The organism is Pseudomonas sp. X4 (assembly GCF_040784925.1).
Taxonomy (GTDB): domain Bacteria; phylum Pseudomonadota; class Gammaproteobacteria; order Pseudomonadales; family Pseudomonadaceae; genus Aquipseudomonas; species Aquipseudomonas putida_Z.
In genome coordinates, this window is record NZ_CP160798.1 from 1,765,394 (window position 1) to 1,779,486 (window position 14,093).

A 14,093-nucleotide genomic window follows, 5' to 3' on the forward strand; every position below is an offset into this window, starting at 1 on the left:
CCAATTCAAGGGCACATCATGCCCTTTTATTGGACGATGGGACAACCTCTCATTTAGGAGCAATACGAAATGACCCTTGGTAGCCTGATGAACAGCCTGCTGGCGGCCTACGCCCACGGAGCGACCGGCGCCATCTGCGAATTCTCCCGACCGGAGTGAAAGCAGCCTTGGAACTGTAGGACATGGGCCTTACCCTGTCAGCCTGAGTGACTGGAGATGAGCAATGCCCGTACGTTCCGTTTGTGTGTTCTGCGGCGCCAGCATTGGTGCCAACCCTGCCTACCGTGAAGCGGCCATCGCGCTGGGCCAGGCGATTGCCCGTCGCGGCCTGACCCTGGTCTATGGCGGTGGCGCGGTCGGCCTGATGGGCACCGTCGCCGACGCGGCCATGGCGGCCGGTGGCGAAGTGATCGGGATCATCCCCCAGAGCCTGATGAATGCCGAAATCGGCCACAAGGGCCTCAGCCGCCTGGAAGTGGTCGACGGCATGCACGCGCGCAAGGCACGCATGGCCGAGCTGAGCGATGCCTTCATCGCCCTGCCCGGTGGGCTGGGTACGCTGGAGGAGTTGTTCGAGGTATGGACCTGGGGCCAATTGGGCTATCACGCCAAGCCGCTGGGGCTGCTGGATGTGAACGGCTTCTACGAGAAGCTGGGCGGGTTCCTCGACCATATCGTCGAAGAAGGCTTCGTGCGGCCGCAGCATCGGGCGATGTTGCTGCTGGGGCAGCAGCCTGATGAGCTGCTGGACGGGATGGACAGCTTTGTTGCGCCGGTGGCGCCGAAGTGGGTCGACAAGAAGCCTGACTAAACCTGTTACAGGGGCTGCTTTGCAGCCCAATCGCCGGCAAGCCAGCTCCCACAGGTACAGTGCAAGCCTTGGGCTTTGTGCAATTCCTGTGGGAGCTGGCTTGCCGGCGATGGGGCCGCAAAGCGGCCCCCCGAGATCAGCGCGGGATCACTGGCTGACGCGGCTTCTTGTTGCCTTTGCCACCCTTGGCCGCTTCCTTGCGCTCCTTGGCCGCCTGCTGGTTACGCGCAAACGCTTCGGCCTTGGCTTTTTCACGCTTGTCCCACGGCTTGCTGCCATCACTGCCACGCGGTGGCAGGCCGGTGTGCTGGGTAAGAACCTTCTGCTCCTTGCCCACCTTGTGGCTACCCGCAGGGGTCGAATTCTTGCGGCGTGCACTCTGGTAGGTATCGGTCTGCGGCTGGTGCAGCGGGATCAGCTGGTGCTTGCCCGGCCCGATCAGGTCGGCGCGGCCCATGCGCTGCAACGCCTCACGCAGCATCGGCCAGCCCTTCGGGTCGTGGTAACGCAAGAACGCCTTGTGCAGGCGGCGCTGCTCCTCGCTCTTGACGATATCCACACCTTCGCTCTTGTAGGTCACCTTGCGCAGCGGGTTCTTGCCCGAGTGGTACATGGCCGTGGCCGAGGCCATCGGCGACGGGTAGAACGCCTGCACCTGGTCGGCACGGAAGCCGTTGCCCTTCAGCCACAGGGCGAGGTTCATCATGTCTTCGTCGGTGGTGCCCGGGTGCGCGGCGATGAAGTACGGGATCAGGTACTGCTCCTTGCCCGCCTCTTTCGAGAACTTCTCGAACATGCGCTTGAAGCGGTCATAGGTGCCGATGCCCGGCTTCATCATCTTGTCCAGCGGGCCACGCTCGGTGTGCTCCGGGGCAATCTTCAGGTAACCGCCGACATGGTGGGTGACCAGTTCCTTGACGTACTCCGGCGACTCCACCGCCAGGTCATAACGCAGGCCAGAGGCAATCAGGATCTTCTTCACACCCGGCAAGGCACGAGCCTTGCGGTACAGCTCGATGAGCGAGCTGTGGTCGGTGTTGAGGTTTTCGCAGATGCCCGGGAACACGCACGACGGCTTGCGACAGTGCTTCTCGATGTCATGGCTCTTGCAGGCGATGCGGTACATGTTGGCAGTCGGGCCGCCAAGGTCGGAGACCACGCCGGTGAAGCCCGGCACCTTGTCACGCATCTCTTCGATTTCGTGCAGGATCGACTCGTGCGAGCGGTTCTGGATGATGCGGCCTTCGTGCTCGGTGATCGAGCAGAAGGTGCAGCCACCGAAGCAGCCACGCATGATGTTCACCGAGAAACGGATCATCTCGTAGGCCGGGATGCGCTCCTTGCCGTAGGCCGGGTGCGGCACACGGGCATAGGGCATGCCGAACACGTAGTCCATTTCCTCGGTGCTCATGGGGATGGGTGGCGGGTTGAACCACACATCCACTTCGCCATGCTTCTGCACCAGGGCGCGGGCGTTGCCCGGGTTGGTCTCCAGGTGCAGCACCCGGTTGGCATGGGCATAGAGTACCGGGTCGTTACGCACCTTCTCGAACGACGGCAGGCGGATCACCGACTTTTCCCGGGTCATGCTCGGGCTGTCGAGAATCTGCACGACCTTGGCTTCGTTCGGGTCCTCCTGGTCGCCCTTGGCCTGCTCGATGGCACAGGCCTGGGTGTCCTGGGTATTCACGTACGGGTTGATGATCTTGTCGACGCGGCCCGGGCGGTCGATGCGGGTCGAATCGATCTCGTACCAGCCCTGAGGCGTGTCACGACGCACGAAAGCAGTGCCGCGCACATCGGTGATGGTCTCGATCTTCTCGCCGTTGGACAGGCGCTGGGCCACCTCGACCACCGCGCGCTCGGCGTTGCCGAACAGCAGGATGTCGGCGCTGGCGTCGATCAGGATCGAGTGGCGGACCTTGTCCTGCCAGTAGTCGTAGTGGGCGATGCGGCGCAGCGAGGCCTCGATGCCGCCGAGCACGATCGGCACATGCTTGTAGGCTTCCTTGCAGCGCTGGCTGTACACCAGGCTGGCGCGGTCCGGTCGGCTGCCGGCCAGGCCACCAGGGGTGTAGGCGTCGTCGGAACGGATCTTCTTGTCCGCGGTGTAGCGGTTGATCATCGAGTCCATGTTGCCCGCGGCCACGCCGAAGAACAGGTTCGGCTCGCCGAGCTTCATGAAGTCGTCTTTCGACTGCCAGTTCGGCTGGGCGATGATGCCCACGCGGAAGCCCTGGGCCTCCAGCAGGCGGCCGATGATGGCCATGCCGAACGACGGGTGGTCGACGTAAGCATCACCGGTCACGATGATGATGTCGCAGGAATCCCAGCCGAGCAGATCCATCTCCTCCCTGCTCATCGGCAGGAAAGGTGCTGGCCCGAAGCATTCGGCCCAGTACTTGGGATAGTCGTAGAGTGGTTTGGCTGCTTGCATGTCAGTGACCGGTTCTGGTGTGCAGGGAAATCGCGGGCGCGGAATATAGCACAAATTTTGACCAAATCCGACGATGGTTGTCGGATTCATGGCTTGCCTGTACCGGCCTCATCGCCGGCAAGCCAGCTCCCACAGGAGATCACTGCCTTGAGGCCGGTGGAGCCCCTGTGGGAGCTGGCTTGCCGGCGATGAGGCCGGTGGTTTATTCGTCGTCGTCGAAGTTGTACATGCCCGGCGCAAGGTTCTCGAAGCGGGTGTACTTGCCGATGAACGCCAGGCGCACGAAGCCGATGGGGCCGTTACGCTGTTTACCGATGATGATTTCCGCCACGCCCTTGTGCTCGGTCTCGGGGTGGTACACCTCGTCGCGGTACACGAACATGATCACGTCGGCGTCCTGCTCGATCGCACCGGATTCACGCAAGTCGGAGTTCACCGGGCGTTTGTTCGGGCGCTGCTCCAGGGAGCGGTTCAGCTGCGACAGGGCGATGACCGGGCAGTTGAACTCCTTGGCCAGGGCCTTGAGCGAGCGGGAGATCTCGGAAATTTCGTTGGTCCGGTTGTCGCCGGCCGAACCCGGGATCTGCATCAGCTGCAGGTAGTCGACCATGATCATGGCGATTTCGCCATGCTCACGGGCCAGGCGGCGGGTACGGGCGCGCATTTCCGAGGGGCTGATGCCGGCGGTATCGTCGATGAACAGCTTGCGGTCGTTGAGCAGGTTCACCGCCGAGGTCAGGCGCGGCCAGTCGTCGTCGTCCAGCTGGCCGGAACGCACCTTGGTCTGGTCGATACGGCCCAGGGACGAAAGCATACGCATGATCAGCGATTCACCTGGCATCTCGAGGGAGAACACCAGCACCGCCTTGTCGGTACGCAGTACGGCGTTTTCCACCAGGTTCATGGCGAAGGTAGTCTTACCCATCGACGGTCGGCCGGCGACGATGATCAGGTCGGCTGGCTGCAGGCCGCTGGTCTTCTCGTCGAGGTCGGTGAAGCCGGTGGACACGCCGGTGATGTCACTGTCGGAGTTGAACAGCGTGTCGATGCGGTCGATGGCCATGGTCAACAGTTCGTTGACCCCCACCGGGCCGCCGGTTTTCGGGCGGGCCTCGGCGATCTGGAAGATCTGCCGCTCGGCGTCGTCGAGAATCTCTTCGGCGTTGCGCCCTTGCGGGTTGAACGCGTTGTCGGCGATATCGGTACTGATGCTGATCAGCTGGCGCAGGGTGGCGCGCTCGCGAATGATCGCGGCGTAGGCCTTGATGTTGGCTACCGACGGGGTGTTCTTGGCCAGCTCGGCCAGGTACGCCAACCCACCGACTTGCGAAGAAAGGCCTTCCTTGTCCAACTGCTCGTGCAGGGTCACCACGTCGAATGGCTGGTTGGCGTCGGCCAACTTGTGCACGGCACGGAAGATCAGGCGGTGGTCATGCCGGTAGAAGTCGCCATCCGATACCTGGTCCAGCACCCGCTCCCAGGCGTTGTTGTCCAGCATCAGGCCACCGAGCACGGCCTGTTCGGCCTCGATGGAATGCGGCGGCACCTTCAGGGCTGCGGTTTGCAGGTCTAGCTGTTCGGAGGTGGTGATCTCGTTCATGGCCACGAAAGAATTCTGGAGGATGAAAAAGACAAAGGGCACGGCCTGTCGAAAACAGGACCGTGCCCGATGTTAACCGCCTGACCCACAAGGAGCCAGCCAGTCAGCGCAGCTTAGGCAGCTACGACGACCACGCGTACGGTGGCTTCAACATCGCTGTGCAGGTGCACGGCTACGTCGTATTCGCCAACCTGACGGATGGTGCCGTTCGGCAGACGAACTTCAGCCTTGGCCACTTCAACGCCGGAGGCGGTCAGGGCGTCAGCGATGTCGTGGGTGCCGATCGAACCGAACAGCTTGCCTTCGTCGCCAGCGGTGGCAGTGATGGTCACTTCCAGCTCGGCCAGTTGGGCAGCGCGGCTTTCAGCCGAAGCTTTCTTGTCAGCAGCTGCTTTTTCCAGCTCGGCGCGACGCTCTTCGAACGCAGCCAGGTTGGCGGCGTTGGCAACGGTGGCCTTGCCGAATGGCAGCAGGAAGTTACGGCCGTAACCAGCCTTAACTTTTACTTTGTCGCCCAGGTTGCCCAGGTTAGCGACTTTTTCCAGCAGGATCAGTTCCATTTGGTAAAACCTCTTAACTTTTAACCTTCACCGTTCGCGGAGTCATTCCCCTTGGGGGACTTGCGACCGCGAAAATCAATCAGGCTGTCGACAATGGCCAAAACCACCAGCAACGGATAAATCAGCTGCATGATCAGCGGCAACGTCACGTACATGCCCACCAGCCAGAAACCGGCCAGTCGCCCCTGCGCCACCAGCCCGTGCATCAAGGCGATGCCGGCCAGCACCAGTACCAGGCTCGAGGCCGATGCCAGGACGATGAACTGCGGCCCGATGAACGGGGCCACCACCATCACTGCCACCAAGACCGCCATGGTCTGTTTCGGCAACTTCAGGGCGCGAAACTCGCGACCGAAGCCTCCAGGGTTGTACAACGCTGCCTGCCAGTAGCGCGCCAGCACCAGGGCCAGCACACTGAACAATTGCACCGTCACTGCTGTGGAAGCGACCAGCACAGGGCGGATCAGCTCACCGGAGAGCACCGGTTGCCCCTCGATTTTCGGCATGGCTTCGGCAAACGCCTTGGCCAGCACATCGAAGGTTTGCGCCAGCGCCAGATCGAGCACGAGGCTGAAAGCCACGGCGAACACGGCACTGACCAGCAACACCCGGCTCCAGGGATGCTCGGCGCGCAACAGCGCAGCCAGGCCCAGGGCACCCGCGATCACCAGAAAGGTGATGGGATCGCCCATGACCCACACGGCCAGCCCGGCCAGCAGGCCGCCGGCGATGACCGTTGTAGCATCCTTGAACCCACGCCGCAGCAGCACAAGGCTGCCGGCAGCGGCACTCAACCAGAACAGCAGCGGCAGTACCGCGCTGATGACCACCACCAGGGTGGCCTGCACACGACCGCGCATGATGAAACTTGCTAACGCTCGCATGCTAATCCCTTACTGCTTGTCGACGACCCGGTCTCAGCGGCCGTGGCTGTCGGTGTAGGGCAGCAGGGCCAGGAAGCGGGCGCGCTTGATAGCGGTAGCCAGCTGACGCTGATAACGAGCTTTGGTACCGGTGATACGGCTTGGAACGATCTTGCCGGTTTCGGATACGTAAGCTTTCAGGGTGTTGAGATCTTTGAAGTCGATCTCTTTCACGTCTTCAGCAGTGAAGCGGCAGAATTTACGACGACGGAAGAAACGTGCCATTTAATAGGCTCCTCTAAAGGTCCGTGGATTACTCGTCAGCGTTATCGCTGGAGTCGCTGTCATTGCTGTCGTCGCCGTCGGCGGATTCAGCATGCTCAGGACGCTCACGACGCTCACGGCGCTCGCTGCGGTTTTCTTCAGCCTTCAGCATCTCGGACTGGCCGGTAACGGCTTCGTCGCGACGGATGACCAGGTTACGGATAACGGCATCGTTGTAGCGGAAGTTGTCTTCCAGCTCGGCCAGGGCCTTGCCGGTGCACTCAACGTTCAGCATCACGTAGTGAGCCTTGTGAACATTGTTGATTGCGTAGGCCAGTTGACGACGGCCCCAGTCTTCCAGGCGGTGGATCTTGCCACCATCTTCTTCGATCAGCTTGGTGTAACGCTCAACCATGCCGCCGACTTGCTCGCTCTGGTCCGGGTGAACCAGGAAGATGATTTCGTAATGACGCATGAATGCTCCTTACGGGTTAGTAGTCTGCCAGCGAATCTGGTCAGACAAGGAGTGAATGACACTGTATGTCTTGCACGGAGGGGAGGCACATGTGCGCCTGCCAGCTCGGCAAGGGGCGCAATTGTAGAGAAGGCGAGGCGTACAAGCAAGGTGATTGGTGAATATTTGAACAGCCTGAAGCACTTTATTCCTGCACTGGCCCTATCGCCGGCAAGCCAGCTCCCACAGGATCGCCACAGGTGCTGAACCTTGTGTTGCACCTGTGGGAGCCGGCTTGCCGGCGATAGGGCCGGTACAGGCCGAAGATCAGCGCTTGGCCTGACGCTGACGCACAGCCTCGAACAGGCACACGCCAGTCGCCACCGACACGTTCAGGCTACTGACACTACCGCCCATCGGCAACTTCACCAGGAAATCGCAATGCTCGCGGGTCAGCCGGCGCATGCCCTTGCCTTCCGCGCCCATTATCATCACCAGCGGCCCGGTCAGGTCCTGCTGGTAGATTTCCTGTTCGGCCTCGCCGGCGGTACCTACCACCCACAGGCCACGCTGCTGCAGTTTTTCCAGGGTGCGCGCCAGGTTGGTCACGGCCACCAGCGGGATCACCTCCGCAGCGCCACAGGCCACCTTGCGCACGACCGGCGTCAGGGTTGCGGACTTGTCCTTGGGCACCACCACTGCCGTGGCACCGGCGGCATCGGCGGTACGCAGGCAGGCGCCAAGGTTGTGCGGGTCGGTCACGCCATCCAGCACCAGGATCAGCGGTGGTGTTTCGGTGCGTTCGAGCAATTCCTCGAGCATCAACTCGCCCCAGACCTGGCTCGGGCTCACCTCGGCGACCACACCCTGATGCACGCCCTCTACCCAGGCATCCATCTCACGGCGCTCGGCCTGGCCGACCGCCACGCGATTTTCCGCGGCCAGCGCCAGCAGCGCCTGCAGGCGTGGCTCGCTGCGCCCTTCCGACAGCCAGATCTGCTTGACCCGCTTCGGATGGTGCTGCAGCAATGCCTGCACGGCGTGCACGCCGTAGATCTTTTCCAGCTGACTCATGACTTGCTCTTGCTCTTGCGTGGCGCGCCGGACTTCGACGGGCCTTTACGGTGCTTGGTCGGCTTGCCGGAGGCCTTGCCACCCTTGTCCGACTTGCTGCTGGCATGGCCGCCACTGCGCGCCTCGCTCATCAGCGCCTTCTTCATTTCGCGGCTCTTGCGCACTTCGGCGTTACGCTGCACAGCGTCTTTCGGGAAGTACGCCTCGGCGGTCTCGCTCTTGCGGCTGCGCGGCTTCGGTGTGGCCTTGGCCTCGACCGGGGCCTGCTCGGCCTGGCCGGCAGCCGGTGCAGCACCACGCTGCTTGCGGCCGATCGGGGCGGCGAGGGTCTTTTCCGACACTTCGAAGTCGATCTTGCGCTCGTCGAGGTCGACGCGCATGACCTTGACCTCGATCGTGTCGCCCAGGCGGAAGCTGCGCCCGGTACGCTCGCCAGACAGGCGGTGGTGCACCGGGTCGAAGTGGTAGTAGTCGCCCGGCAGCGCACTGACGTGCACCAGGCCTTCCACATAGATATCGGTCAGCTCGACGAACAGGCCGAAACCGGTCACCGCGGTGATCACACCCGGGAAAGTCTCGCCCACGCGGTCCTTCATGAACTCGCACTTGAGCCAGTTGACCACGTCACGGGTGGCTTCATCGGCCCGGCGCTCGGTCATCGAGCACTGCTCGCCGAGCTGCTCGAGGGTGTTCTCGTCGTACGGGTAGATGCGCGCCTTGGGGATGCTCATGGCGCCGGCACGCTTGACGTGCGGGGTTTCGACCCTAGAACGGATGATGCTGCGGATGGCGCGGTGCACCAGCAGGTCCGGGTAGCGACGGATCGGCGAGGTGAAGTGGGTGTACGCCTCGTAGTTCAGGCCGAAGTGGCCGTTGTTGTCGGTGCTGTACACCGCCTGGCTCAACGAACGCAGCATCACGGTCTGGATCAGATGGAAGTCCGGGCGCCCGGCGATGCTCGCCAGCAGAGCCTGGTAATCCTTCGGCGACGGGTCCTTGCCCTTGTGCAGGGTCAGGCCCAGTTCGCCCAGGAAGGCGCGCAGCTTTTCCAGACGCTCTGGCGGTGGGCCGTCGTGCACGCGGTACAGGGCCGGCACGCCATGCTTCTGCAGGAATTCGGCGGTGGCCACGTTGGCCGCCAGCATGCATTCCTCGATCAGCTTATGGGCGTCGTTGCGCACGGTCGGGCGGATTTCCGCGATCTTGCGCTCGTCACCGAAGATGATGCGGGTTTCCTGGGTCTCGAAGTCGATCGCGCCACGGGTGTGACGGGCCTCCACCAGCACCTTGTACAGGTTGTAAAGGTTCTTCAGGTCCGGCACGACTGCCTTGTACTCCTCGCGCAGCGCCTTGCCCTCACGGGTGCGGGAGTGCTCGAGCATGCTGCTGACCTTGTTGTAGGTCAGGCGGGCGTGGGAGTGGATGACGCCTTCGTAGAACTGGTAGTCGACCATCTGGCCGGCTTTGTTCATGGTCATTTCGCAGACCATGGCCAGGCGATCGACATGCGGGTTCAGCGAGCACAGGCCGTTGGACAGCTCTTCGGGGAGCATCGGTACCACGCGCTCGGGGAAGTACACCGAGTTGCCGCGCTGCTGGGCCTCGACGTCCAAGGCCGAACCCAGGCGCACGTAGCTGGACACGTCGGCAATGGCCACATACAGGCGCCAGCCGCCGGAGAACAGGCGCAGCTTGCCCAGCGGCTCGCAATAGACGGCGTCGTCGAAGTCACGGGCGTCCTCGCCGTCGATGGTGACGAACGGCAGGTGGCGCAGGTCGACGCGTTTCTCCTTGTCCTTCTCTTCGACTTCGGAGCGGAACTTGCGCGCTTCCTTGATCACATCTTTGGGCCAGACATGCGGGATATCGTAGCTGCGCAGGGCAACGTCGATTTCCATGCCCGGCGCCATGTAGTTGCCGATGACCTCGACCACATCGCCTTGCGGCTGGAAGCGCGGGGTCGGCCAGTGAGTGATCTTGATCTCGACGAACTGGCCAATCTTGGCACCGCCGTTGCGCCCGGCAGTGACCAGCACTTCCTGCTGGATCTTCGGGTTGTCCGGGGTCACGTAGCCGATACCGCCTTCTTCGAAGTAACGGCCGACCACGCTTTCGTGGGCACGGGAGATGATTTCGACCAGCACGCCTTCACGGCGGCCACGGCGGTCGACGCCGGATACGCGGGCCAGGCCGCGGTCACCGTCGAACACCAGGCGCATCTGCGACGGGCTGAGGAACAGATCTTCGCTGCCGTCGTCCGGAATAAGGAAGCCGAAGCCATCGCGGTGACCGGAGACGCGACCGCAGATCAGGTCCAGCTTGTCTACCGGGGCATAAGTGCCGCGCCGGGTATAGATAAGCTGGCCATCGCGCTCCATTGCACGCAGTCGGCGGCGCAGGGCTTCGATCTGGTCTTCGTCGTAAAGACCGAACTCGGCCGCCAGCTCCTCGCGTGCGGCCGGTTCGCCACGGTCGGCGAGGCGCTGCAGGATCAGCTCACGGCTGGGAATGGGGTTGTCGTATTTTTCCGCTTCGCGAGCGGCCTCGGGATCGAGGGATTGCCAATCGGCCATCAGAAGGGGTTCACCTTGGGGTATATAGATATGAATTCTGGCATAGGCGTATTGAAACCGGAAATGTCAGCCTTGGACAGCCCCACCGGCGCCTCCGGCGAGCAGGAATAGGCCTGCGGAATCAACAAGTTGAATTTTTTGAAATTTTTTTCGCTTGGGGGGTTTACAGCCCCCCGGACCGTCCGTATAGTGCGCACCACAACGACGGACAACCCCGAAGTTGTAGTAGAGATGAGCGGCGCTGTAAAGCATCAAGTAATCTCGAATGTGTGCCCAGGTGGCGGAATTGGTAGACGCGCTGGTTTCAGGTATCAGTGGCTTAACGGCCGTGGAAGTTCGAGTCTTCTCCTGGGCACCAAATATTTTCAAGTAACAGATGACCAAGGATCTGTTACTACTGTGTGAAAGCGAACGATAGTCGCCTTCTCCAGATGATGTAAAGCTTTGCCCAGGTGGCGGAATTGGTAGACGCGCTGGTTTCAGGTATCAGTGACTTAACGGTCGTGGAAGTTCGAGTCTTCTCCTGGGCACCATACAAAAACCCACTAGCTTGCTAGTGGGTTTTTTCTTGCCTGCGATTTTTGTATCCCTCCTCTTTCGATCATAGGTGCAAACCTGTGCCGGCCTCTTCGCGGCTAAAGCCGCTCCCACAGGTATTTCACTCCCCTCAAGACCTGTGATGCCCCTGTGGGAGCGGGTTTACCCGCGAAGAGGCCAACACAGCCAACACACCTTCAGCCTCTTGCACCATGGTCTGACCATGAATTTCTCGTCACCCGGCCACTTGAGAAACGATTTCGTTTACCATTGTTTCCAAATATGTAGCCGTAAGCGAGGAAGTACCCGCATGACGATCCGCCCGCAACCGCTGATGCGTACCTTGGCCGCCGCCGTGCTGAGCCTGGCCATCGGCGCTCCGGCCGCCATGGCAGACGCACCGGTCACCCTGACCATGTACAACGGTCAGCACAAGGAAATCGGCGAGGCCATCGCCAAGGCCTACGAGGCCAAGACCGGCATCCACATCGATATCCGCAAGGGCAGCAGCAACCAGCTGGCCAGCCAGATCATCGAGGAAGGCGAACGCTCGCCGGCCGACATCATCTATACCGAAGAGTCCCCTCCCCTGAACAACCTGGGCGAACTGGGCCTGCTGGCGAAGATCGACGACGCCACCGCGAACATGATGCCCAAGGAATACGTTGGCGCCAACGGCACCTGGATGGGCATTACCGCCCGTACGCGCATCGTCGTGTTCAACCCGAAGAAGGTCGACGAGAAAGACCTGCCGACCACAGTGATGGACTTTGCCAACCCTGAGTGGGAAGGCCGCGTCGGCTATGTGCCCACCAGCGGCGCCTTCCAGGAACAGGCCGTGGCCATCCTGAAGATGCACGGGCGAGAAGCCACCGAAGAATGGCTGACCGGCCTGAAGGCATTCGGCAAGACCTACACCAACAACATGGTCGCCCTCAAAGCCGTGGAAAAAGGCGAAGTGGCTGCGGTACTAGTGAACAACTACTACTGGTATGCGCTTGAGCGCGAGCGCGGCAAGCTGGACACCAAGCTCTACTACCTGGCCGATGGCGATGCCGGCAACCTGGTCACCATTTCCGGCGCAGCCGTGGTCAAGGCCAGCAAGCACCCGAAAGAAGCCCAGGCCCTGCTCAACTGGATGGCCAGCGAAGAAGGCCAGCGCGTGATCACCCAGACCACCGCCGAGTACCCGCTGCACAAAGGCATGGTCTCCGACCGTGGCCTGAAACCGTTCGAAGACCTGCGCCCACCGAAGATCTCACCAGCCGACCTGGGCAATGCCGAGGAAGCGATCGAGCTTGAGCGCGAGGTCGGCCTGCTCTGATGACTGCCGCCCTGTCCGAGCCGGTGCCGGTACGCTTCGTACCGCGCCGCAAGCGCCCCTCTGTCTGGGTGGTGCTGCCTGTGCTGTTCCTGGTAGCGATGAGCTTGCTGCCTTTGCTGTACGTTGCCATGAAAGCCTGGGAGGCCGGCTGGCGCGAAGCCTTGCACCTGCTGTGGCGGCCGTTTGTCTGGGGGCTGATGCGCAACACACTGATGCTGATGGTCGGGGTGACGCTGACCTGCATGGTGGTCGGCCTGGCCTTGGCCTGGCTGCTGGAGCGCAGCAACCTGGCCGGCCGCCGGTTGTGGGGCGTGGTGCTGTGCCTGCCGTTCGCCGTGCCGTCGTTCGTCAGCAGCTTCACCTGGGTGTCGCTGAGCTCGGACTTCGAAGGGCTGGGCGGGGCGATCATGGTCATGGCCCTGTCCAAGTACCCACTGGTGTTCCTGCCGGTGGCCGCGACCCTGCGCAACCTCGATACCTCGCTGGAGGAGTCGGCACGTACGCTGGGTTGCAGCCGCTGGGGTGTATTCATCAAGGTCACCCTGCCGCTGCTGTGGCCATCGATGCTGGGCGGCGCGCTGCTGATCGCCCTGCACATGCTGGTGGAGTTCGGCGCTTTGTCGATCCTCGGGTTGCAAACCTTCACCACGGCGATTTACCAGCAGTTCGAACTGGAGTTCAGCAATGCCAACGCGGCCATGCTGTCCGCCGTACTGTTGGCGATGTGCCTGGTGATGCTGTGGCTTGAACTGCGAGTACGTGGCAAAGCCCGTCATGTGCGCATCGGCCAGGGTGTGGCGCGGCGAGCACAACCGGTGCGGCTGCGTGGCTGGGCAGTGCTGGCGCAACTGTTCTGCGTGGGCCTGGCGGTGTTGGGCAGCGGTATTCCGCTGGCCATGCTCGGCTACTGGTTGAGCGTGGGTTCATCGGCGGCATTCCCTGTGGCAGCCATTTCCAAGGCGCTGTTCACCTCATTGTCGGTGTCGCTGGGGGGTGCCGGTTTCTGCGTGTTGCTAGCCCTGCCAATCAGCTTCCTGGTGGTGCGCTACAAGGGCCGCCTGGCAATTTGGGCCGAGCGCCTGCCATACCTGTTGCACGCCCTGCCCGGCCTGGTGATTGCCCTGACCCTGGTATTCTTCGCCCTGCATTACGTGCCGGCGCTGTACCAGACCACGGCACTGTTGCTGCTGGCCTATGCGCTGCTGTTCCTGCCGCTGGCGCAGTCGCCGGTGCGCACCGCACTGAACAAGGCTTCACCTACCCTGGAGGAAGCGGCACGAACCTTGGGCGCGAGCAGCTTTACCGCGTTCTGCCGGGTGACCCTGCCGATCATCTTCCCGGCCATGGCGGCAGCCTTTGCCCTGGTGTTCCTGGATGCCATGAAGGAACTGACAGCTACCTTGCTGCTCAGCCCGACCGGCATGACCACCCTGGCCACCGAGGTGTGGGCGCACACGGCCAACGTCGAGTTCGCGGCGGCAGCGCCTTATGCGGCGTTGTTGATTGTGGTTTCGGGGTTGCCGGTGTATCTGCTGACTACGCGGATGTATCTGAACAAGGCTTGATCCGCGTCGCCTTCATCGCCGGCAAGCCAGC

General features: G+C 62.2%; 11 protein-coding genes and 2 tRNA genes. 5 read left to right on the forward strand and 8 right to left on the reverse strand.

Annotated features, from left to right (window positions below; all coding sequences use genetic code 11):
- Positions 1–223 precede the first annotated feature (223 nt).
- The gene (locus tag ABX298_RS07780; RefSeq protein ID WP_025340819.1) at positions 224–811 is read left to right on the forward strand and encodes a TIGR00730 family Rossman fold protein; all 588 of its coding nucleotides are present in this window, start codon (positions 224–226) and stop codon (positions 809–811) included.
- A 136-nt stretch (positions 812–947) separates the two neighbouring features.
- On the opposite strand, the gene ABX298_RS07785 is transcribed toward ABX298_RS07780, so the two are convergent.
- The 8 genes from ABX298_RS07785 to rnr form a co-directional block, all read right to left on the reverse strand.
- Positions 948–3,248 (reverse strand): YgiQ family radical SAM protein, encoded by a 2,301-nt coding sequence (locus ABX298_RS07785; protein WP_025340820.1) that lies wholly within the window; start codon positions 3,246–3,248, stop codon positions 948–950.
- A 202-nt stretch (positions 3,249–3,450) separates the two neighbouring features.
- Complete coding sequence (dnaB, locus tag ABX298_RS07790; protein ID WP_015271992.1) at positions 3,451–4,848, reverse strand: replicative DNA helicase; 1,398 nt, start codon at positions 4,846–4,848, stop codon at positions 3,451–3,453.
- A 113-nt stretch (positions 4,849–4,961) separates the two neighbouring features.
- Positions 4,962–5,408 (reverse strand): 50S ribosomal protein L9, encoded by a 447-nt coding sequence (rplI, locus tag ABX298_RS07795; protein ID WP_003249568.1) that lies wholly within the window; start codon positions 5,406–5,408, stop codon positions 4,962–4,964.
- Positions 5,409–5,428: 20 nt separating this feature from the next.
- On the reverse strand, positions 5,429–6,292 hold the full coding sequence (locus tag ABX298_RS07800) for a hypothetical protein (protein ID WP_003259010.1): 864 nt from the start codon (positions 6,290–6,292) through the stop codon (positions 5,429–5,431).
- A gap of 33 nt (positions 6,293–6,325) precedes the next feature.
- Positions 6,326–6,556, reverse strand: a complete 231-nt coding sequence (gene rpsR / locus ABX298_RS07805) for a 30S ribosomal protein S18 (RefSeq protein ID WP_003249563.1) — start codon at positions 6,554–6,556, stop codon at positions 6,326–6,328.
- Between the two features lie 28 nt (positions 6,557–6,584).
- Entirely contained in the window at positions 6,585–7,010 is a 426-nt protein-coding gene (gene rpsF, locus ABX298_RS07810; protein WP_013974420.1) for a 30S ribosomal protein S6, read from the reverse strand.
- 306 nt (positions 7,011–7,316) lie between these two features.
- The gene (rlmB, locus tag ABX298_RS07815; protein WP_003259007.1) at positions 7,317–8,063 is read right to left on the reverse strand and encodes a 23S rRNA (guanosine(2251)-2'-O)-methyltransferase RlmB; all 747 of its coding nucleotides are present in this window, start codon (positions 8,061–8,063) and stop codon (positions 7,317–7,319) included.
- Positions 8,060–10,636 carry a ribonuclease R gene (rnr, locus tag ABX298_RS07820; RefSeq protein WP_025340822.1) on the reverse strand — a complete coding sequence of 859 codons (2,577 nt, stop codon included), beginning with the start codon at positions 10,634–10,636 and terminating at the stop codon, positions 8,060–8,062. Before rnr ends, rlmB begins: the two co-directional genes overlap by 4 nt.
- A 271-nt stretch (positions 10,637–10,907) precedes the next feature.
- Between rnr and ABX298_RS07825 the strand changes: the two genes are divergently transcribed.
- From ABX298_RS07825 to ABX298_RS07840, 4 genes are all read left to right on the forward strand, one after another.
- Positions 10,908–10,994 (forward strand) — tRNA-Leu (locus ABX298_RS07825).
- 88 nt (positions 10,995–11,082) lie between these two features.
- Positions 11,083–11,169 (forward strand) — tRNA-Leu (locus ABX298_RS07830).
- 314 nt (positions 11,170–11,483) lie between these two features.
- On the forward strand, positions 11,484–12,497 hold the full coding sequence (locus tag ABX298_RS07835; RefSeq protein WP_013974422.1) for an extracellular solute-binding protein: 1,014 nt from the start codon (positions 11,484–11,486) through the stop codon (positions 12,495–12,497).
- On the forward strand, positions 12,497–14,062 hold the full coding sequence (locus ABX298_RS07840; protein ID WP_286100652.1) for an iron ABC transporter permease: 1,566 nt from the start codon (positions 12,497–12,499) through the stop codon (positions 14,060–14,062). Before ABX298_RS07835 ends, ABX298_RS07840 begins: the two co-directional genes overlap by 1 nt.
- Positions 14,063–14,093 lie beyond the last annotated feature (31 nt).